The sequence below is a fragment of the Alcaligenes sp. SORT26 genome, assembly GCF_017377875.1.
Classification (GTDB): Bacteria; Pseudomonadota; Gammaproteobacteria; order Burkholderiales; family Burkholderiaceae_B; genus Alcaligenes; species Alcaligenes parafaecalis.
In genome coordinates, this window is sequence record NZ_CP070975.1 from 4000024 (window position 1) to 4021466 (window position 21443).

The following is a 21443-nucleotide window of genomic DNA, read 5'->3' on the forward strand; positions in this document are numbered from 1 at the left end:
ACGGTGGACAGGCTGAGAATGATGGATTGTCTATCTGCTCGCCAACGGCCCTCGGGAAACTGCATAAAAAAGGGAGCCTCCTGGGCTCCCTTCCGGACTGTTTACCCCGCCTTCATATCCTTTTTCCAGCGATACAACAGGTCCAGTGCATCCCGTGCGCTTAGCTCATCCACATCCAGCTGCCTGAACTGATCCAGCAGTTCCAATGCTTGATCAGTCGTAGGATCGGGCTCTGCAACCGAGGTTTCAGGCGCACTGCCCGCATTGAACAAGTCCAGTTGTGCGCTAGGATCATTCTGCGCTTCCAGACGGCTCAGTTCACGGCTGGCCTGACGAATGACCGCAGAGGGAATACCGGCACGTTGTGCCACCTGAATCCCGTAACTGCGGCTGGCCGGGCCTTCCTGAACTTCATGCAGGAACACAATGCCTGAAGCCGATTCAGCCGCGGCCAAATGCACGTTGGCGGCTGCGGGCAATTCGTTGGGCAAACGGGTGATCTCGAAGTAGTGCGTTGCAAACAGGGTCAGTGCCTGATTGTGGCTGAGCAGGCGATGTGCAATCGACCAGGCCAGGGCCAGGCCATCATAGGTGGAGGTGCCCCGGCCGATTTCATCCATCAGTACCAGGCTGTAAGGGGTGGCACCCGCCAGAATGGCCGCGGCTTCGGTCATTTCCATCATGAAGGTGGAACGGCCACCGGCCAGATCATCAGCCGCGCCGATACGGGTGAAGATACGGTCAATCTGCCCAATGCGGGCGCTGCTTGCCGGTACAAAACTGCCAATGCGGGCCAGCAGGGCAATCAGGGCCACCTGACGCATATAGGTGGACTTACCACCCATATTCGGGCCGGTAATCAGCAACATGCGGCGCTGGGCATGCATTTCGCAATGGTTGGGTGTGAAGCGCTCGATGCTGTGCTCCACCACGGGGTGGCGACCGGCTTCAATCCAGATGCCTGCCTGTTCTGTCAGTTCCGGGGCGATCCAGTTGTTGTCCAGGGCATGCAGGGCCAGGGAGGACAGGGTATCCAGTTCGGCCAGCGCACTGGAGCACAGGGCCAAGGGGCCCGCATAGCTTTGCAGCTTGTCCAGCAGTTCGTCGAACAGGAACTTCTCGCGGCTCAAGCTGCGGTCCTTGGCGGACAGAACTTTGTCTTCCCATTCCTTCAGTTCGGGCGTGATGAAGCGCTCAGCATTTTTCAAGGTCTGGCGGCGACGGTAATCATCGGGCACCTTGTCGGCCTGACCGCGGCTGACTTCAATAAAGAAGCCATGCACACGGTTGTATTCGACACGCAGGGTAGCAATGCCGGTGCGCTCGCGTTCGCGGGCTTCGATCTTGACCAAGACATCGCCGCTGTCGCTGGCCAGGCTGCGCAACTCGTCCAGATCAGCGTCGTAGCCGTCGGCAATGACACCCCCGTCACGGATCAGCAAAGCGGGTTCGGGGGCGATGGCCGTGCGCAGCAAGGTGGCCAGCTCAGGGTCCAGGGCCAGATTCAATAAATGGGCATACAGGTGTTCAGACTGCCCAAAGCTCTGTTCCAACTCCTGGCGCAGTTCGGGCAGAGTAGCCAAGGCGTCACGCAGGCTGGCCAGTTCCCGAGGACGGACACTACGCAGCGAAATACGCGTTGCAATCCGTTCCAGATCGGGGAAGCGGCGCAGGGCCTGACGCAGCACGCCTAAAGGGTCGCCCGCATTCAGACTGGCTGTTTGCTGAGTCTGAAAGAACAGCGACACGATATCCTGGCGCTGTTGAACGGCTTGGTTCAAGCGCAGCGGATGGTGCAGCCAGCGGCGCAGCAAACGGCTGCCCATGGGGGTCTGGCAATGATCCAGGGTGGAGAACAGCGTCGGGCTGGTTTCACCGCTAATGGTTTCCGTGATTTCCAGATTCTTGCGGGTGACGGCATCCAGCACCAGAAAGTCCGAGCTGTGCTGAACGCGAATGGCCGTGATGTGAACCAGCGATTGGGATTGCGTGCTGCCTACATAGCGCAGCAAGGCACCGGCGGCCGCGGTGGCGGCGGGCAAGTCGTCCAGACCAAAGCTGGCCAGGGAATCCAGATCGAAATGGTCCAGCAAGGTTTCGCGCGATCCGTCCTGGGCGAAGTGCCAGTCTGGCAAGGTATGGCAGCTTGCTTGCGGCAATTCAGGGGCGGGGCGCAGGGATTCGGGGTAGACCAGTTCTACCGGGCCGATGCGGTTCAGTTCCGTGTCCAGCATGTCTGGCTCGCACTGGCTGACCAGAAATTCGCCACTGGCCAGATTCATCCAGGCCAGCCCTATCATTTCTTGACGCTGAACTTTAATCAGGGTGCAGGCAGCGATCAGACGGTCTGCCTTGGGAGGCAACAAGGCGTCGTCAGTCAGCGTACCGGGGGTGACCACGCGCATGATCTTGCGCTCGACCGGGCCTTTGCTGGTGGCGGGGTCACCGATTTGCTCGCAGATAGCGACGGATTCGCCCAAGGCCACCAGACGCGCCAGATAGCCTTCCATGGCATGAAAAGGTACACCTGCCATGGGGATGGGCTCGCCATTGGAAGAACCGCGCTTGGTCAGCGTCAGGTTCAGCAGGCGCGCACCGCGCTCGGCATCGGCGTAGAACATTTCATAGAAGTCTCCCATCCGATAGAACAGCAGATGCGAGCCAGCTTCAGCCTTGAGCTGAAGGTATTGACGCATCATGGGCGTGTGGGCGGACAGATCGGCAGCAGAAGTCATGGCGCAGTACAAGTCAGGGAATTCAACAACAAGGCCGCCCAAGAGGCGGCTGAGTCGATATTGTAGCGAGGGCAGTCAAGTGGGGGATAGGGAAGTGCGCTAATTTGGCCTGCGCATTTGTGCGTATGGACTTGAGAGCGGTGTGGTTTAGGTGAAATGTGGCTTCAAAAGAGGCTCAGAGCAACAAGTCATCACGCTAGCATGGAGGCGGCTTGTGGTTTTAAGCCAGCCGGAATAAGGAATTCGATATCTTTGGTTTACAACAGGCCTTGTGAGGCCATTTGGTTTGCCTGGGTTTCCACGTAGGCACAGGCCTTGAGTAGTTCATCAAATGGCAGCCCGTCGCCTAGCAGGACTTGGTCTTCTTGCATGGCAGCATAATCTTTCTCCAAGGCAGTTTTTGCCTCTCCCATGGGAATGAGACTCAGATTTCCGCTGGTGGCGTTGATGTAGTCAATCACTAGCCCTTGCACGTCTTTTTCAATGAAAAATAAGGACTTGTGCCGGGCTACCGCTGTAGCAATGTCTCTGGCTGCAATGGCTGTATCGAAATACGGACTGCGGGCGATGGCGGCAAGGTCATGCCAATGGCGGGCATAGCGTTCACCACGGATACGGCCTTGTGCGCAGAAAACATGGACTGCGGTCGCCTTTTCCCAGAAAGTTCGGCTAACACTCATGACGCGGGGGGAGGCGCTAGGGAATGAGACATCAGGAAGATGCGTGGCGACATCGCAATGGACGGTGTGCACCTCATTGGGCTCCCCAGTTGCACGGCCACCAAATTCCAGGGTGATGGTGGGTTTGATATAGCCTGTTCCCTCCACCAGTGCCGGGTAATGCAAGAGCAGTTTGTCTTGGCTTGGCCCCGTAAGCTCCAGGTGAGCATTGATCTGTTCTTGTGCCAGAGCCTCTTGCAGGACGGGTAGGACATGGTCCTTGATCCAGTCTGGTAAGCGATGTCGTACTTCTGTAGTCCATCTGCTTGCCTGGCTACGGCTTGCGGGCAGTTCGCCTGTTTCCCCTATGAGATCAGGGATCAGTTTGCGGATGTCGTAAGTCAGGTCTATATCTTCCGAGAATCGGTCGATGATGTTGTAAACCTTGGAGAGTGAGGTCCCGCCTTTAAAGGTCAGATTATTGTGCAATGTGGAGCTGAACAGGGCGTTTAGTGTCCACACGACCCAGATATCTTTTTCCAGAAGATGAGCGGGGCGGCCTGATTCCGTACGAGCGAACTCCAAGGCTTCGCGTTGATCGGCCCTGCTGAGGCTGAAAAAGGTTTCAGTCACGCAGTGTCTCCTTGCCTATGGCACACGCCATCCAGCTAGGCAGACTGGCACGGCTTGCAATCAAGGTTTGCCATTCAGAGTTTGGTAGGCTGCGGCGCAAGGAGGCAAGAGACTCGCTAACGTGTTCAGGGCCCATCCAGGCCAGGGCGCGCACTGCCGCACCGGCTGGACGTGAGCCTAGTGCTGTCATCCAGGGTGGAGCATGTTTAATGAGCACCTGTGATTTTCCAAGGGTAATTTCGCGGCTCTTACCAGAGGTCAGGTAGATGTCGCGAACAGGAACTTGCTGGGTCAGTCCTAAGGTATTGGCCGCATTGGCTCCATGGGAGACCATTTGTTCGCCATTTTGCTCTGCCAAGGATTGGATTACTTTGGCTGGGGAGGGTGTACGAACACCAAACCGGCTGGCGATCGGAGCCACATAAGCTCCGCGCTCTATGCGTAGCAATGATCCTGCTTTGCACAAACGGGAAAAGGCTTGATCAATCGCGGCACGACTACCCAAGTGTAGAAACTCTTTGGGCGATAGCACCGCTCCCTCGGGAAGGGCTTGGGCTTGCAGAAGAATAGTTTCGGGTAGGGTAGTCATAGTTTTGCCTTGCATGTCAGAAACTATACATCAACTTCTAACATTATAGCAATTGAGACGTGTCGGATGATAGAGAGGTGCTTGTCATTCAGGTCTGAAGCGGATGTGATTTCCTTGCCTTTTGTTACCAGTCGATAATAGAATTCATTCTCATTTAAGGTGTCTCCCTTTGGCTGGGTCTACATCACTTTATCTGCCAGTGGTTCTGATCCAGTAAACAGCCGCTTGTACGTACCTGAGTGTCTTTGGACAGGGCTTCGGTTCAGTCCGCCTTGAGCATGGTTGCAGACCGGAGAAAGGCACTTGGCGTGCCAATTTACAAAATAAATGTCCGGAAAATGGGCTCTCAAACGTCTTACTAAGGAAGGCCTCTAAAAAGGACCTCTTGCCGTGCCCTCTTTGCTGCATCGTTTTAATGAACGCCTCTTGTGTTTAGCCTGATGGCGTCGGGTTTGTATCGGTGTGACTCGGTGGTTTGACACGCATTCCTTCTTGACCACTATTACTTTTTTGATCACCTGCCACGCATGATCCGGCGGGTGTAGATCTACGGTTTTAACGGGATTATTTATGAAGTCCAAAGCAGTAAAGCGCCGCTGGGCGTTGGCCATTGTGGCGGTGCTGGTACTGGGGGCGCTGGCCGCGCAGGCCGGGCGTTCGTCCGAGCAGTTTGAGACGGTATCGGTGGAGCAAAGCGATATACGCGCCACCGTTGCAGCAGTAGGCACTTTGAAACCCAGCCGCTATGTGGATGTGGGCGCGCAAGTGTCGGGACAGATTACGGCTTTGCCAGTTGCGCCGGGCGATCAGGTTGAGCAGGGCCAGTTGCTGGTGGAAATTGATCCCAGTGTGCAACAAGCCACAGTGGATGCAGGCCGAGCTTCTTTGGCCGCGTTCCGCGCCCAGTTGGCCGAGCAGCAGGCGCAGCTTTTACTGGCGCGTCAGCAGTTGACTCGTCAGCGTCAATTGGAGCGCCAGCAGGCCAGCCGTCAGGAAGATATTCAGATTGCGCAAGCCAATCTGGCGACGTCGCAGGCTCGGGTAGCGCATGTGCAAGCGCAGATGGAGCAGACCCAGGCCACGCTGAAAGCCGATGAGGCGCGCTTGGGCTACACGCGCATTTATGCACCCATGAGTGGCACGGTCATTGGCGTACAGGCTCGTGAAGGCCAGACGCTGAATGCCACGTACCAAACCCCCAATATTCTGCGCATTGCAGACTTGAGCACCATGACGGTGTGGACCAGCGTGTCCGAAGCCGATATTCGTCGTATCAAACCCGGTATGACGGTCACCTTCACAACCTTGGGTGAGCAGGGCGAAACTCAGGCGCGTCAATGGCAGGCCAAGGTTCGTCAAATCATGCCTGCGCCGGAAGGTAGCACTCAGGATGAAAGCACGGCAGCGGCACCGACGGCCACGCAGGCCATCATGTATACGGTGCTGTTTGATGTGGACAATGAAGATGGCGAGTTGATGCCGCAGATGACGGCTCAGGTGTTGTTTGAAATTGATCGTGCCGATCAGGCCTTGCTGGTGCCTTTGGTGGCGTTGCGCCCCGATCCTGCTCGCGGTCCTGACGCTTTTACGGTGCCAGTGCTGGAGCGTGGCAAGCTGCAGGAAAAGCCGGTTGACCTGGGGGTGCGCAATCGCCATCAGGTGCAAGTCGTGGAGGGGCTGGCTAAAGGAGAGCAGGTTGTTTTGGCAGTGATCACACCTGAGCGTGGCTGGCGGTGGTTGCAATGGTAGGGTCTGCGCCTCCTTTGATTGAGCTGCGCGACATTAACCGTATCTATGGCGGTCCGCCCAGCACCAAGCCTGCTGTGCAAGTTCTGTTCGATGTCAGCCTGTGTATTGAGCCGGGTGAGTTTGTAGCGATTGTGGGGGCCTCGGGCTCGGGTAAATCGACGCTGATGAATCTGCTGGGTTGTCTGGATAAACCCAGCAGTGGCAGTTATCTGTTTCAGGGCCGGAATGTTGCGGATTTAAGCCCGGACGAGCTGGCCCAGCTACGTCGGGAAACCTTCGGTTTTGTGTTTCAGGGCTATCACCTGATTCCCACAGAAAGCGCCAGTGAAAATGTCCAGATGCCCGCCATTTATGCGGGTATGGATGAGGACGCACGTGCAGCACGGGCTGCAGAATTACTCAGCAGTCTGGGACTGGCGGACAAGCTGGATAATCGGCCGAATCAGTTGTCCGGTGGCCAGCAGCAGCGGGTGTCCATTGCTCGCGCTCTGATGAATGGTGGCCGTGTCATTCTGGCCGACGAGCCGACAGGGGCACTGGATTCGCGTAGTGGTGCAGAGGTGATGGCCCTGCTGCGCAAGCTGTCAGACTCCGGGCACACCATTATTCTGATTACGCACGACCATGACGTCGCTGCGATGGCAGACCGGATCATTGAAATCCGTGACGGTTGCATCCTCTCGGATAGTCGTCCTGAAGGGGCCCAGGAGAGTCAACCCAAGCAGCCCTTGCCGCAGCCCGAGCATCGACGCTCGCCCTGGTTTTCAGAAATCAAGGATGCCGCCCGCAGCGCCTTGCGCAGCATGTTCATCAACCGTCATCGCACGGCCTTGACCTTGTTAGGCGTGATTATCGGGGTGGCCTCGGTCATCGTGATGCTGGCGGTGGGCGAAGGTGCCCGCCAACGGGTCATGGATCAGATGGGCACGATGGGTACCACGATTATTTATTTGAGCAGCTCATCACCGCCCAACGGGGTGGCCAAGGGGCAATTGACGGAAGAGGATCTGGAGGCGATTGGCGAGCTGCCACTGATACGGCGCGTCATGCCCGTGATTGGGGATCCGATTACCGTGCGGCGTGGCAGTGTGGACCGGCAAGTCTATGTGTTTGCCGCCAATGAAACCATGCCGGACATTCACCGCTGGCAACTGGCACAAGGCCGTTATTACACCGATGCCGAGGACCGGGATCTGGCTCCTTTGGTTGTCTTGGGCTATCGCGCTGCCAAGCATTTCTTCCCGGATATGGAGGTGCCCTTGGGTCAGCAGTTGCTGATCGGCAATTCTCCCTTTGAAGTGATCGGGGTGATGCAGGAACGGGGTGCCGACTCGGGCGCACAGGACTATGACGATATGGTGTTTGTGCCCTATCACGCGGCGCGTGCTCGTGTGTATCAGGCCCAGACACAACCGGATTACGTCGTCATTGATGCGCAGGACAGCTCCACTGTTCTGGAGGCAGAACAAGACATGCGCCAGTTACTGACGCAGCGTCACGGTGGCCGGGAAGACTTTTCTATTGGTAATGCAGCGGCTCGCTTGCAGGCTGAAGCGTCTACCCGTCAGGCCATGAGCATGATGCTGGGCCTGATTGCTGCTGTCTCGCTGGTGGTGGGCGGTATTGGTGTGATGAATGTGATGCTGATGACGGTGCGTGAACGTACGCGAGAAATCGGCATACGCATGGCCACCGGTGCGCGGCAAAGCGACATCATGCGGCAGTTCCTGACGGAAGCTGTCTTGTTGACGATTACGGGTGGTTGCCTGGGTGTATTGGTGGGTGCTCTGGTGGGCCTGGGTTTGATTTTTGGTGGGGTGGATGTGGTGTTTTCCTTGCGGGCTGCCTTGGGCGCCTTCGGCTGCGCCGTTGCGACGGGCATGATTTTTGGCTATATGCCAGCACGGACGGCGGCCGCTCTGGACCCCGTTCAGGCCTTGGCGGGGGAGTAAGCATGGCTCATTACCGATGGATTCTGGGAGCCTTCAGCGGCCTCTTGTTGCAGGCGTGTACATCGCTGTCCTCTGATCTGGAAAAGAGCACACCCAGCTTGCCGCTGGCGTATCAGCAGCAGGGCAAGACAGCCGCCAGTCCGGTCACGGCCAAAGTAGAGGCGCAGTGGTGGCGCGCCTATAACAGTCCGGCCCTTAATACCCTGATGCAGGAAGCGCTGGATGACGTGGCGGTGCTGCGTCAGGCGCAGGCCCGTATCTTGCAGGCCCAAGCCCAGGCGCGGATTGCCGGTGCCAGTTTGTTGCCTGAGTTGCAGGGAAATCTGTCCGCCCAAAGAGATGCGCCGTTTTCTTCCAGCCATGGTGACAGCCGTTCGCAGTATGTGGCCGGTGTGTTCATGAGCTACGAGCTGGACTTGTGGGGACGCAATAGTGCTCAGGCCAATAGTGCCTTGTTCCAGGCACAGGCTGCGGAGTACGAGCTGGATGTACTGCGTGTCAGCGTTCAGGCTCAGGTGGTGCATTTAAGTCTGCAAACCATGGGTGACAAGCAGCGCGTGGCGATTGCCCGTCAAAACCTGGCCGTTGCACAACGCTTGTTGAGTTTGCTGGAAGCACGTTTACAAGCAGGGGCCGCCTCACCGCTGGAGCTGGCTCAACAGCGTCAGTTGCTGGCGTCTCAGCAACGTAAATTATTGGTGCTGGAAGAGCAGGCCATACGCACGCGGGTGGAGCTTACAAGCTTGCTGGGTCGCACCGAGATTCTGCCCGAACCGCAAGAGGATATTGCCACTTTGCAGGTGCCGGTGCTGGATGCGGGATTGCCGTCGCAGCTCTTGTCGCAGCGTCCTGATATTGCGCGTATTGAGTCCCAGTTGTCCGCTGCCCATGCGGATGTGCATGTGGCTCGTGCTGCCATGTATCCCAGTCTGACTCTGGGTGCGCGGGCAGGGGCATCGGGTAATCATTGGGAAGAAAGTTTGCGCCATCCCGTCTACAGCCTGATCAGCGGGCTGGTGGCTCCTATCTTCAATGCAGGCCGTCTGGAGGCGGGCAAGGATTTAAGTGACGCCCGTTTGCAGGAGTGGCTGGCTCAGTATCGTCAGACCATTGTGCAGGCCTATATGGATGTCGAAGGTGTGCTGGCGCAGTTGCATAGTCTGGATGCCCAGGCGCAGACGATGGAACTGGAATGGGAGCAAGCCAGGCTGGCGTTTCAACTGGCCGAAGCACGTTATCGCTCCGGCTCGGAAACTTTGCTGTCTTTACTGGATGCGCAGCGTACTTTGTACGCCGCTCAGGATGTACGCGTCAGCTTGATGCAGTCGCGTTTGCAGTCCCGCGCGGCGCTCTTCCGAGCGCTGGGCGGAGGCTGGCAAGCCGGTTCAGGCGGCCTGGCTGATCAGGGGACGGTGGCAGAGGCTGGGGTCTAGCAGGTTGGCAGCCGCCTCATCCAGCAGGATGTGGGTGTTGGCGTGCTGTTTCAGTGCTGTGAAAGGCAGTTCAGGCGTGATACCGCCTTCCTGATAGTTCAGCATGGTGCGAGCCTTGTGCTCGCCCGTCACCACCAGGGCAATTTCACGGGCGCTCAGAATATCGGCAATCCCCATGGTGATGGCCGATGCAGGCACTTCATCCATGGAGTCAAAAAAGCGGCTGTTGTCGATGCGAGTGCGCTCGGACAGGGCGACCACGTGAGTGCGGCTGTCAAAGGGTGTACCGGGTTCGTTAAAACCGATGTGGCCATTGGTGCCTACGCCCAGCAGTTGCAGCGCAACGCCACCACAGGCAGCAATCCCGGCCGAATAATCCTGGCAGTGTTGCTCCAGCTCTGTGGTCAGGCCATTGGGCAAGTGCAGACGCGCGGTATCAAAGGGTAAAAGGCCGAACAGGTGCTGGCGCATGTAGCAGGCGTAGCTTTGCTCGTGCGTTGCCGACAAGCCTACATACTCATCCAGATTGAAGCTGTTGATCTTGGAGACATCCAGCCCATTGGCGCGCACGTCCTGTACGAAACGGGCGTACACGGGTTCCATGGTCCCTCCCGTTGCCAGACCCAGCGTTGCTTCAGGATTTTGACGAATAATGTCCTGGAGGCGGGCGCTCAGGTGGGCTGCAATGGCGGCGGAATCGGGGAAGACTAAAAACATAATCTTGTTCTTCGTATGGGCTGATTAAGTTGAAAAAAAACTTCGCCGCAAGCACGGCGAAGTTTGATCTTCCGAAATTCTAATGGGACAAAGACGTAACGTCAGTTTTTTTTTGCAAGCAAGTGACACCTTTTAGACATCTTGTTTGCCGGTCTCTCCCAGGAAACCACCACTTTGACGTGCCCATAAACGAGCGTACAGACCACCTTGTTCCAGCAGTTCCTGGTGGCTGCCCTGTTCGATGATGCGGCCCTGATCCAGCACAATCAAGCGGTCCAGTGCGGCAATGGTAGACAGACGGTGAGCAATGGCGATCACTGTCTTGCCGTGCATCAGGGTGTTCAGGCTTTCCTGAATAGCGGCTTCCACTTCGGAATCCAGCGCGCTGGTCGCCTCATCCAGTAACAGGATGGGGGCGTCTTTCAGCATCACGCGGGCAATCGCCACACGCTGACGCTGACCCCCAGAGAGCTTCACGCCACGTTCGCCCACATGGGCATCCAGACCTTCACGACCCTGACGGTCGTGCAGTTGCGGGATGAAGTCAGCAGCGGCAGCACGATCTACGGCCATATGCAGCAGTTCGTCACTGGCGTCGGGGCGACCATACAGGATGTTGTCGCGCATGGAACGGTGCAGCAGGGAGGTATCCTGCGTCACCATGCCAATCGCGGCACGCAAGCTGTCTTGGGTGACATGGGCAATGTCCTGGCCATCAATGCGGATGGTGCCGCTATCCACATCATGGAAGCGCAGCAGCAAGTTGACCAGCGTGGATTTGCCCGCACCCGAGCGTCCGATCAGGCCAACACGCTCGCCCGGCTTGATCACCAGATTGAGCTTGTCGATAACCTGACGGCTTTTGTCGCGGTAGGCAAAGCTGACGTCCTGGAATTCGATACGGCCTTGCTCGATCTGCAGGGGCTTGGCATCGGGCGCATCCACCACGGTAGGTTCTTGCGTCAAGGTGTTGATGCCATCCTGAATCGTGCCCACGTTCTCGAACAGATTGGTCAGCTCCCACATCAGCCAATGGGAATGGCCGGACAGACGCAGTGCCATGGCAATGACGGCTGCCACGACACCGGCGGTGGACTGATCAATCGACCACAGGTACAAGGCCAGACCGGCCGAGCTGATCAGCAAGAGCGTGGCCAGCACATGGTTGGCCACTTCAAACATGCTGATCAAACGCATCTGGGCGTGGCCCGTTTCCTGGAAACGGCGCATTGCATTCTTGGCGTGATCTGCTTCACGACGCGTGTGGGCAAACAGCTTGACGGTATTGATATTGGTGTAGGCGTCGGTAATGCGGCCTGTCATCAGTGCACGGGCGTCAGCCTGGGCTGCACCGACTTTACCCAGACGGGGCACAAAGTACACGCAGGCCAGTGCGTAGCCCACCAACCAGAACAGGAAGGGCAGGATCAGCAGGAGGTCAAAGCTGCCCGCCAGAATCAGGATACCGATCAGGTAAGCGCTCATGCCCACGACCACTTCCACGGCCATGAACAGGGTTTCACGCACCGCCAGAGCGGTTTGCATGATCTTGGTGGTGATGCGACCGGCAAACTCGTCCGCGTAAAAGGACATGCTCTGGTTCAGCATCAACTTGTGAAACAGCCAGCGCAAGCGCATGGGGAAGTTGATGGCCAGCACCTGGTGCATGACCAGTGTATGCAGGCCAATCAGCACCACGCTGCCCAGCAGAACCCCGGCAATGGTCAACAGTGTGCCGCCTTGCTGACTCCAGAATTGGGCCGGTTCAATAGAGGGCAGCCAGTCCACGATATAGCTGAGCAGGGCGAACAGCATGGCCTCGTAGGCCGACAGGCCAATAGAGGTCAGTGTCATCAGGCCAATCCAGCCGCGCGAATTTTTCGTGCAGGACCAGATGAAGGCGAAAAAGCCTTTGGGAGGGGTTTCTACTTGTTGTTCGGGATAGGGATTTAATCGACGTTCAAAGAATGACAGCACCGAATGGGCTCCAGCGGACGGCCTTAAGGATGAGAGGCCGTTTAGACAGATAGAAAACTGCTTCTGGGGTATGGAAACAGCAATTTTTGATGGTAACGCAGACGCCCAGATCCGCTGAAGAAAACCTGATAAAAACACAGTCTTTGTGTCTTGAAAGTGTCAGATATTGACCACGGTGTACGTTTTTGGGGTCTGGAAAAGAACATCCAGACCCCAAACAGAGAACGGCAGTGACTTCTTGAAGATAAGCAGGCTTAGTAAGCCACCACCTGACCGTCTTTACGCGGGTCGGAGCCGCCCACGTAATGATTGCCCTGGCGCAGAATCAGTTGTGCACCACCAAAGGCGAACACACCGCTGCCGGGTTCAACGACGACTTCATGACCGCGATCGCGCAAAGCTTGAACCAGAGCGGGATCGAAAGTAGGTTCTACCGCGACGCCACGGCCACCTGTCACGCGCCAGCGTGGGGCATCGGCGGCGGCTTGCGGGTTCTGGCCGTACAGCAGAACACGCAGCGCCATTTGCATATGGCCTTGCGACTGGAAGGGGCCACCCATCACACCAAACGACATTTGAGGCGTGCCATCGGCATTCATGGCAAAGGCGGGAATGATGGTGTGCGAGGGGCGCTTGCCACCGGCCACTTCATTCACATGACCGGGGCGCAGGGTAAAGCCATGACCGCGGTTCTGCATGCTGATGCCGGTGCCGGGAACGACCACGCCGGAACCAAAGCCCATGTAGTTGGATTGGATCAGGGAAACCATCATGCCGCTGGAGTCGGCGGCGGTGACATAGACCGTGCCGGAGGGGCCAGGCAGGCCATGTTTGGGATCGCCCGCCTTGTCCATTTGAATCAGGGCAGCGCGTTCGCGCAGATAGGCCGGGTCCAGCAAATGCTCGGGCTGATGAATCATGTGCTCCAGATCTGCGTGGTGCTCGTACAGATCGGCAAAAGCCAGCTTCATCGCTTCAATGCTCAAGTGCACCGTGTCGATATGATCCAGCGGCTGCTGGCCGATACCGGCCTGTTCCATGATGCCCAAGGCCATCAAGGCGGCCAGACCCTGACCATTGGGGGGGATTTCATGGATGACAGATTGCGCAAAGGGATGGCTGATGGTGCCGCACCAGTTCGCGCGGTGTTCGGCCAGATCCTGCTCGTCCATGGCACCGCCATGCAGGCGAGAAAAGTCGGCAATGCGCTTGGCCAGTTCGCCCGTATAGAAGTCCTGACCTTGTGTGGCGGCGATACGTTCCAGCGTATTGGCCTGATCCTGATTCTGATACCACTGACCGGCTACGGGGGCTTTGCCATCACGCAAAAAGGCTTCGGCAAAACCGGGTTGATCGCCCAGGCGCTGACGACCCAGTTCCCACAAACGCGCGATCACGGGCGAGACCGGGAAACCTTCGCGGGCGTAATGAATCGCGGGGGCGGCGACTTGCTCCAGACTCAGGCGGCCCAGCTTGCTGGACAGCTCGGCCCAGGCAGAGACGGCACCGGGAACGGAGACACTTTCCCAACCCTTGTCGGGGATGGCAGCGTGACCTTTGAAGCGGTCCGGTGACCAGCCACGGGGCGAGCGCCCGGAGGCGTTCAAGCCATGTAATTCTTTACCGTCCCAGACGATGGCAAAGGCATCGCTGCCTATGCCGCAACCCGTGGGCTCGACCACCGTCAGGGCGATGGCGGCCGCCAGAGCGGCATCGACCGCATTGCCACCGGCTTGCAAGATACGCAGGCCCGCTTGTGCGGCCAGAGGGTGAGAGGTGCTGACCATGTTCTGGCCAAGTACCGCAGAGCGGGCGGACGGGTAGGGGTTGTTCCAGTCCATACAGGTGTCAGTCTTGTTCATTGAATCTGTATTCCAGTCAGTTGGATCAGGCCTTGCCAACGTGCGCTGTCCTCGCGAACCAGAGAGACAAACTCTTCTCGGCTGGTGCTGCGGGGTTGGTCCACGCCCAATGTTTGCAGGCGCGAGCGTACTTTGGGGTCCTGAATGGCATGTGTAAAAGCCTCATAAGCTTTGTCACGGATTTCGTCGGGCAGGCCTGCGGGTGCGTACAGACCAAACCAGGTCACTGATTCATAGCCCGGCAGGCCGGACTCTTGAAAGGTAGGCAAGTCGGGAGCCAGCGGCGAGCGCTGTTGGCCGGTTACCGCCAGGGCGCGCAACTGGCCACTGTTTACATACGGCATCCCGGTGGGGATGGCGTCCAGTAAAACATGGATGGAGCCGCCCAGCATATCGTTAATGGCCTGACCGGTTCCACGGTAAGGAACATGGGACATGACGATATTGGCCTGATTCAAAAAGGCCTCGGTGCCCAGGTGCACGATGGTGCCATTGCCACTGCTGGCGTAGTTCAATTCATCGGGGTGGGCACGAGCGTATTCAATCAGTTCGGGTAGCGTTTGTGCGGGGACTTTCGGGTTCACCAGCAAGACGCTGGCGGCATCACCCAGATGGGCGATGGGGGTGAAGTCTTTTTCTGCATCGTAGGGCAGGGACTTGTACAGATGCGGGGCAATGGCGTGGGTGCTGCTGGTGGTGAACAGAAGGGTGTAGCCATCGGGCTTGCTGCGAGCCACTTCACCTGAACCAATTGTGCCGCCTGCGCCCGTGCGGTTGTCCACAATGATGTTGGCGTTCATCGCTTTGGCGGCGCTTTCGGCGATCAGTCGGCTGATGACGTCGGTGGCACCGCCGGTGGGGAACGGCACAATCAGGCGAATGGGACGATCCGGCCAATCGCTGGCATGGGCAGCCACGCTGCTGACAGCCAGCACGGCACCTAACAAGGTTTGGGCAAGACGACGCCAGGGCTGGCGTGTCGCAGGGGGCTGCTCTGTGTTCAGGGCTATGCTGGTTGGGCTCATGGCTATCTCCTCAATCAAGAGATGATAGGAAAGGCAATGATGCCGAACCAGCAACAAATAAGCAGGTCAGTGTTGCTATTTTGGCAAGGCTAGCGGGTCGACTTCAAGCTGTGGCAGCAACTCGTCCAGAAAGCGGTGAACAATAGAGGGCAAGCGGCGGCCAGCCAGGGCCTGCACTTCGATTTGGCGGTTCAGCAAACCGCGTTCATGGATGAAACTGGCTTGCAGCAAACCTTGCTCAATCAGATGGCGGGCGGACAGCAAGGCCGATACAGTCACGCCTGCGCCGGACAAGGCAAATTGATGCAAGGACTGCATATGGTTGCTGCTGAACACCGGGTCCAGACTCAGGTTCTGCGCACTGCAGGCCACATCCATCATTTGCCGCACGGTGGTGTCCGGACCGGGCAAGGCCAATGGGTGGGCCAGGAGGCTTTTCAGGCTGATGCGTTCGGTGCGGGTGACGGGGTGACCGGGAACAGCCAGAGCCATTACCGGGGCATCGCGGCGGAACAAGGTCTTGATGTCTTTTTCAGCCGTTTGGGTGAACTTGATGCCTATATCTATCTGGCCACTTAATAACAGCATGGTGATGCGGTGGGGGGGCAGTACGTCCAGTTGAAAACGTATGCCCTGATGCTTCTGACGGAACTGGGCAATGCACAGGGGCAGCAACTGAGCCGCCAGACCTTCAGAGGAAGCAATACGTATCAAGCCGGTTTGCAGTCCTTGCAGAGCGGCAATATCGTGCAAGGTGCGCTCGGCATCCATGGCGCTGCGGCGCGCATGGGCCAGCAAAAGTTCACCTGCCGCGGTCAGGTTCATGCCACGGGCATGGCGTTCAAACAGAGCCATGCCCAGGTTTTCTTCCAGCCCGCTGATCTGGCGGCTAATGGCAGACGTGGCCACATGCAAATTGCTGGCTGCCTGCGAAATAGAGCCACAACGCGCTACTTCCTGGAAGTAGCGCAGTGCCGTTTCTTGAAGGTGACGTGGGTTCATACCAGACTGCCGCGCAGCTCGGCGGCAATCTCGTAGGAGCGCAGGCGCTTCTTGTGGTCAAAAATATTGGCGTTCAGCATCAGCTCGTTTGCGCCCGTCAGTTGGATGAAACCCTTCATCTGCTCAAGCACTTGCTCCGGCTTGCCAATGGCGGTACAGCTCAGCAAGGAATCCAGCAGATGTTGCGCCGGTGGACTGCATTGCTCGTAATAGTCCTGTACGGGCGGTGGCAATTGGCCGGGGCGACCACTGCGCAGGTTTACAAAGGACTGTTGCCAGGAGGAGGCCAGCAGCTTGGCTTCGTCTTCCGTGTCGGCGGCAAAGACGTTGTAGCCCAGCATGACGTACGGCTTTTCCAGATGTACGGATGGCTGGAACTGACGGCGGTAAACCTCAATAGCATCCATCAACTGAGCAGGTGCAAAATGCGAAGCAAAGGCATAGGGCAGACCCAGAGCGGCCGCCAGTTGAGCCCCGAACAAGCTGGAACCCAGAATCCAGACTGGCACATTCAAGCCTCGGCCTGGCACGGCCATGATGCGGTTGCGCGGTTCGTCGGACATGTAGTCCATCAACTCCAGCACATCGCGCGGGAACTGGTCGGGGTCGCTGTTCAGATTGCGGCGCAAGGCACGGGCGGTTTCGGGGTCAGAACCGGGGGCGCGGCCTAAACCCAGGTCGATACGACCGGGGTAGAGAGAGGCCAGTGTTCCAAACTGTTCGGCGATAACTAGCGGCGAATGGTTGGGCAACATGATGCCGCCTGCGCCCACGCGGATACGGCTGGTCTGGCTGGCAATGTGCCCGATCAGCACCGATGTGGCCGCGCTGGCAATACCGGGCATGCCGTGGTGTTCGGCCAGCCAGTAACGGTGATAGCCCCATTGCTCGGCATGACGGGCAATGTCCGCCGAACAGCGAAAAGACTGGGCCGGGGTGGAACCCTGAACAATAGGGGACAGGTCTAGAACGGAGAGCGGATAGCTTGGCGTCATGGCATCAGATTCAAATTGGACTCGGGATATAGTCGATCCATCGTTAGGCAGCGTCAAGTAAACCCATAGCATAGGCAAGGATGTTCAGATGAAAGAAACCAGTCGTCGCACCGTCAATCATTACCAGGACCATGCGCAGGCCTATCGGGACGGCACCTGGGATCATGACGTCAGCCAGAATCGTCAGGCCTTGTTGAGCGCCATAGCGGCACAGGGGCCTGTGGATATTCTGGATCTGGGCTGTGGACCGGGTCGGGATCTGGTGGCGTTTCAGGCAATGGGCCATCGCCCTGTTGGTCTGGATGGTTGTGCCGCCTTTGTGGAAATGGCCCGTCAGCAAACCGGCCTGACAGTTTTGCACCAGGATTTTCTGGATTTGAAACTGCCCGCCGCCGCCTTTGATGGCGTGTTTGCCAATGCTGTTTTATTCCATATTCCAAGCGCAGAACTGCCGGGTGTGCTGGCTGCTTTGCGGCATAGCCTGCGACCAGGGGGAGTCTTGTTTGCTTCGAATCCACGTGGCGAAGGACAAGAAGGTTGGCATGGTCAGCGCTATGGCTGTTACTACAATTGGGAGCAGTGGTCACAGCGTCTGGAGCAGGCGGGCTTTGACTATATTGATCACTTTTATCGTCCGACTGACAAGCCGCCACAAGAGCAACATTGGCTGGCTTCTCTGTGGCGCGTACCGGTCCCCGAGTGAGCAAAATGGTGAATCGCTGACCTGGGTACTTAGACGATTGTTTTATATAGGGATTTATTGTTAATACAGGGGTTTTCCCTATTTTTATGCACATCTTTTGTGGATAAGCCTGTTTCCGGTCGCCTGGGCGAGTCCTGGGGAAAAAAATGGTAAAGAATTGTCGATTCTCTGATCAGCTATTTTAAGTGCTTGATTCAATTGCCTTAAGTGCAGTGATTCACGGTTTATCCTGTGACTTGTCCACATTTTACGGGGATAAGCTGGCGCTTATTTTCCGATTTGGCTGTTTTCTATTCGCCCTTTTTAAGTGTTTGATACTTCAGCCTGTTTTTCTGATTTGCCCAGTTTTTCCTATGAGCTATCCACAGTTTTCGGGGATAAGATGGAGTGCTTGTCCAACTTGGGTTCGGGCCCGTCCCAAGGCTATGATGCGCACTAGCAATGTTTACCCTTAGCGGCCAGTCCCTTCGGTGCTTTGCCCTTTAATTGAGGAGATTGAAACGTGGAAAAATTGCAAGTCTGGATGACAGAGTTTCCCGCCGTGGTCGCGATTGCGCTTAACGTCGTGATCGCTTTGTTGATTCTGATTATTGGCTGGTGGCTATCGGCCGTCGCTGGTCGTGCGATCAAGCGAATGGCGGCTCGCTCTCCCCGTGTGGACCCGACCATTGTGCCTATGGCTCAGTCCGTCACGGTCTGGACGATTCGCATCTTTGTGCTGATTGCGGTACTGGCTCGTTTCGGTGTGCAGACCGCCAGCATTATCGCGGTGCTGGGTGCTGCCGGTTTGGCGGTAGGTCTGGCTTTGCAGAACACGCTGCAAAATATCGCTGCGGGCATCATGCTCTTGATGCTGCGCCCTTTGCGTGCCGGTGAGTTCGTGTCGGTCGTCGGTAAAGGCGACGGCACCGTGCTGGAAGTGGGTTTGTTCCTGACCCGCTTTGAGCAAGTGGATGGCATTCAGTTCACCCTGCCCAATAGCCTGATCTGGGGCAATCCCATCATCAACTACAGTCGCAACCCGACCCGCCGTTTGGACTTTGGTGTGGGCGTGCGTTATGGCGATGATCTGGACCTGGCCATCAAGCTGCTGCAAGGCTTGCTCAATGAACATCCCAAGGTGCTGAAAGACCCCGCTCCTTTGGTCATGGTCATGGAGTACAAGGACAGCGTGATCACGGTTAATTTGCGCGCATGGATCAATGCAGCAGACTTCTGGGATGCCCGTTTTGATCTGTACCGCCGTGCTGTTCAGGTATTGAATGAGGCTGGTTTGCAGACTCCAGTGCCTGTACGAGAAATCGTGCAAACGAGTGGCGAGAAAAAGGCCGCTTAAGTCCTGGGTTCAGGGTCTGATTTCCAGACCCTGAACATGATCTTGTCGGGTTCAGGCCCGTGCGATTCTGATCTAAAATAGAAATGCCCCAAGCCTTGCTTTTAGCGGCTTGGGGCATTTTTTCGGGTTAGTCAGCATTGGGTTTGTTTCAGGTTTCACCCATACTGTACTCTTTGCTTTCGCGCTGTTTTTCTAGCTGCCCACACGATGTTTCTGATCGACGAAAAAATCACGGTACGACGCCTGGAAGTTCTGCTGGCCTTTTTGGAAGCAGGTACGATTGCGCGCGCCGCCGAGCAACTGGGCACCAGTGCCGTCAGTGTGCATCGGGCATTGAAAAGCCTGGAAGAAGGCTTGCGCTGCCCCTTGTTCTTGCAGGAAGGGCGCAATCTGGTGCCACAGGAGTCGGCCCGTGAACTGGCCGAGGCGGCTAAAGAAACCATACGCACCTTGCAGCATGGCATTGATGCTGCTCGTGAAGCCGGAGGCTATTCCTCGGATCAGTTGCGCATTGGCTCCATGTATTCGCTAACGATTCGTCTGGTGCCACGTCTTTTGGTGGAGCTGAAGGTCCACAAGCCTTTATTGCAGATTGATCTGGTCCTGGACTCTAACGAGAAGCTGCTGCAAAAGCTGCGGGGCGGTCATATCGACGCGGCCTTGATCGAGCTGCCGCAAGAGCAGCCGGATGATCTGGAAGTGCTGCCCATTTTTGATGATGAGCTGATGTTTGCGGCTCCTATGGATTGGCAAGGCGCGGACTCGTCCGTGGTGGATCTGGAGCGCTGTTCCAAGGAGCGCTTTGTGTCGTTGACTGATGACTTTGCGACAGGTCGGGACATGCAGCGCATGTTGGCCAAAGCCGGCTTCGATGCCGATATTGTGATGCGCACCGGAGACATCTTTTCCTTGATGAGCCTGGTTAGCGGAGGGGTGGGATGCTCACTTTTACCTGCCCGTGCCAAAGAAGTTTTCTCTGACAAGATTCAGTGGCTAAGTCTGGAGCCGCAGTATCAACATTCGCAACGCATTGGCCTGGTTTGCATGAAGTCGCGCGAGCGCAGCCCGAATGTCTTGAGCTTGTTGCGGGCCTGCCGAATCGTGCGGACTCAGCTAGAAAAAGAAGGGCAGAAATCGGCCTGATCTATCCCGCCCATCTGGATAACCAGCGCTGCAACCCGTCCAGGGTTTGAAACTCGTCCACACTACGCGCCGGAATCTCCGGATAGCGCTGATTCCACATGGTCGCCAGGCTGCGCCCCGGTCCAATTTCCAGCACTACATTTGGCTGTCGTTCTTCAATCTGCTCCATGCAGGAATCCCATTGCATGGTTTGCATGATCTGCGCCGATAAAGCCTGCGCTGCGGTGGCGGCGTTATGCACCCAGACACCGGCATTGGTCGGCCACGGCACCTTTGGGGAAGCCAGTTGGCTTTGATTGAGCTGCTCTTGAAAGGCTTGGGCCGCGCTGCTCATCCAATGGGTATGGGATGCAATGTTCACGGCCAATGGCGTGCAACGAGCCCCTTGTTCCTGAGCGAATTTCTCCAGCGCGGCGAGCTGACTGCGGGGGCCTGCACATACGGCACTATCGGGGCCATTGCGTATCGCCAATGCCGCGCCGTGTGTCTGGCACCATTGTTCAATGGTCCGAATTGAAACCCCGCTGATCGCCAGCATGCCACCGTCTTGTCCGGCTCCAGCCTGGTCCATCAGGGCGGCTCGTCGGCCAGCCAGTTTGATGGTGTCGCTGGCGGATAGAACGCCCGCTACTGAAGCGGCAGCCAGTTCGCCAATGCTATAGCCTGCTACGGCCACCAGCGCTTGGGAAGAAGATTGCAGAGCAGGAAGCTGTTCTTGCAGTTCCTGCCAGGCCGCCAGTGCGCATGCCGTCAGCACGACTTGAGCATGAGCGTTGGTACTGGCCCACTGGGCATCGCGCATGGCAGCACGCCAATCGGGGACATGCAGTTGCTCCTGCATGTGCAGCAGTAAAGGGTGTGCCGGATTAATCCAGGGCAGCATCTGGGCGTGCTGCATGCCTTGCCCGGAAAACAGCAGGGCGATTTTCATAG

Annotated in this window: 16 protein-coding genes; 6 read left to right on the plus strand and 10 right to left on the minus strand. The window is 57.2% G+C overall.

Annotated elements, in window-relative coordinates; genetic code table 11:
- Window positions 1-101: 101 nt before the first annotated feature.
- The 3 genes from mutS to JYG33_RS18265 form a co-directional block, all read right to left on the minus strand.
- Complete coding sequence (gene mutS, locus JYG33_RS18255) at window positions 102-2735, minus strand: DNA mismatch repair protein MutS (RefSeq protein WP_207873537.1); 2634 nt, start codon at window positions 2733-2735, stop codon at window positions 102-104.
- A 257-nt stretch (window positions 2736-2992) separates the two neighbouring features.
- Window positions 2993-4027: a nucleotidyl transferase AbiEii/AbiGii toxin family protein gene (locus tag JYG33_RS18260; RefSeq protein WP_207873538.1), complete on the minus strand. Its 1035-nt coding sequence runs from the start codon at window positions 4025-4027 to the stop codon at window positions 2993-2995.
- Window positions 4020-4616, minus strand: coding sequence for a DUF6088 family protein (locus JYG33_RS18265; protein ID WP_207873539.1), 597 nt, complete (start codon window positions 4614-4616; stop codon window positions 4020-4022). The genes JYG33_RS18260 and JYG33_RS18265 overlap by 8 nt, the downstream gene beginning before the upstream one ends.
- A 570-nt stretch (window positions 4617-5186) precedes the next feature.
- On the opposite strand from JYG33_RS18265, the gene JYG33_RS18270 reads away from it, so the two are divergent.
- From JYG33_RS18270 to JYG33_RS18280, 3 genes are read left to right on the plus strand one after another with little or no spacing between them, the layout of a single operon-like run.
- Entirely contained in the window at window positions 5187-6365 is a 1179-nt protein-coding gene (locus JYG33_RS18270) for an efflux RND transporter periplasmic adaptor subunit (RefSeq protein WP_207873540.1), read from the plus strand.
- Window positions 6359-8317: an ABC transporter permease gene (locus JYG33_RS18275; RefSeq protein WP_207873541.1), complete on the plus strand. Its 1959-nt coding sequence runs from the start codon at window positions 6359-6361 to the stop codon at window positions 8315-8317. Before JYG33_RS18270 ends, JYG33_RS18275 begins: the two co-directional genes overlap by 7 nt.
- Before the next feature lie 2 nt (window positions 8318-8319).
- The gene (locus tag JYG33_RS18280) at window positions 8320-9750 is read left to right on the plus strand and encodes an efflux transporter outer membrane subunit (protein ID WP_207873542.1); all 1431 of its coding nucleotides are present in this window, start codon (window positions 8320-8322) and stop codon (window positions 9748-9750) included.
- Here the strand turns inward: JYG33_RS18280 and JYG33_RS18285 are convergent.
- The 6 genes from JYG33_RS18285 to JYG33_RS18310 form a co-directional block, all read right to left on the minus strand.
- A complete protein-coding gene (locus JYG33_RS18285; RefSeq protein WP_207873543.1) occupies window positions 9703-10467 on the minus strand; it encodes a glucosamine-6-phosphate deaminase in 765 nt (254 codons plus the stop codon). The genes JYG33_RS18280 and JYG33_RS18285 overlap by 48 nt on opposite strands.
- Window positions 10468-10599: 132 nt before the next feature.
- Window positions 10600-12444: an ABC transporter ATP-binding protein gene (locus JYG33_RS18290; RefSeq protein ID WP_207873544.1), complete on the minus strand. Its 1845-nt coding sequence runs from the start codon at window positions 12442-12444 to the stop codon at window positions 10600-10602.
- Window positions 12445-12698: 254 nt separating this feature from the next.
- Entirely contained in the window at window positions 12699-14306 is a 1608-nt protein-coding gene (locus JYG33_RS18295) for a gamma-glutamyltransferase family protein (protein WP_207873545.1), read from the minus strand.
- Window positions 14303-15331: a tripartite tricarboxylate transporter substrate binding protein gene (locus JYG33_RS18300; RefSeq protein ID WP_207873546.1), complete on the minus strand. Its 1029-nt coding sequence runs from the start codon at window positions 15329-15331 to the stop codon at window positions 14303-14305. The genes JYG33_RS18295 and JYG33_RS18300 overlap by 4 nt, the downstream gene beginning before the upstream one ends.
- A 75-nt stretch (window positions 15332-15406) precedes the next feature.
- Window positions 15407-16333, minus strand: a complete 927-nt coding sequence (locus JYG33_RS18305; protein ID WP_207873547.1) for a LysR substrate-binding domain-containing protein — start codon at window positions 16331-16333, stop codon at window positions 15407-15409.
- The gene (locus JYG33_RS18310; protein WP_207873548.1) at window positions 16330-17328 is read right to left on the minus strand and encodes an LLM class flavin-dependent oxidoreductase; all 999 of its coding nucleotides are present in this window, start codon (window positions 17326-17328) and stop codon (window positions 16330-16332) included. Before JYG33_RS18310 ends, JYG33_RS18305 begins: the two co-directional genes overlap by 4 nt.
- Before the next feature lie 88 nt (window positions 17329-17416).
- Here JYG33_RS18310 and JYG33_RS18315 point away from each other — a divergent pair, with 88 nt between their 5' ends.
- The 3 genes from JYG33_RS18315 (at window position 17417) to JYG33_RS18325 (ending at window position 20510) form a co-directional block, all read left to right on the plus strand.
- Window positions 17417-18031, plus strand: coding sequence for a class I SAM-dependent methyltransferase (locus JYG33_RS18315; protein ID WP_207873549.1), 615 nt, complete (start codon window positions 17417-17419; stop codon window positions 18029-18031).
- Between the two features lie 523 nt (window positions 18032-18554).
- Window positions 18555-19367 (plus strand): mechanosensitive ion channel domain-containing protein, encoded by an 813-nt coding sequence (locus tag JYG33_RS18320; protein ID WP_207875943.1) that lies wholly within the window; start codon window positions 18555-18557, stop codon window positions 19365-19367.
- A gap of 207 nt (window positions 19368-19574) precedes the next feature.
- On the plus strand, window positions 19575-20510 hold the full coding sequence (locus JYG33_RS18325; RefSeq protein WP_207873550.1) for a LysR substrate-binding domain-containing protein: 936 nt from the start codon (window positions 19575-19577) through the stop codon (window positions 20508-20510).
- Window position 20511: 1 nt separating this feature from the next.
- On the opposite strand, the gene JYG33_RS18330 is transcribed toward JYG33_RS18325, so the two are convergent.
- Entirely contained in the window at window positions 20512-21441 is a 930-nt protein-coding gene (locus JYG33_RS18330) for an acyltransferase domain-containing protein (protein ID WP_207873551.1), read from the minus strand.
- Window positions 21442-21443 lie beyond the last annotated feature (2 nt).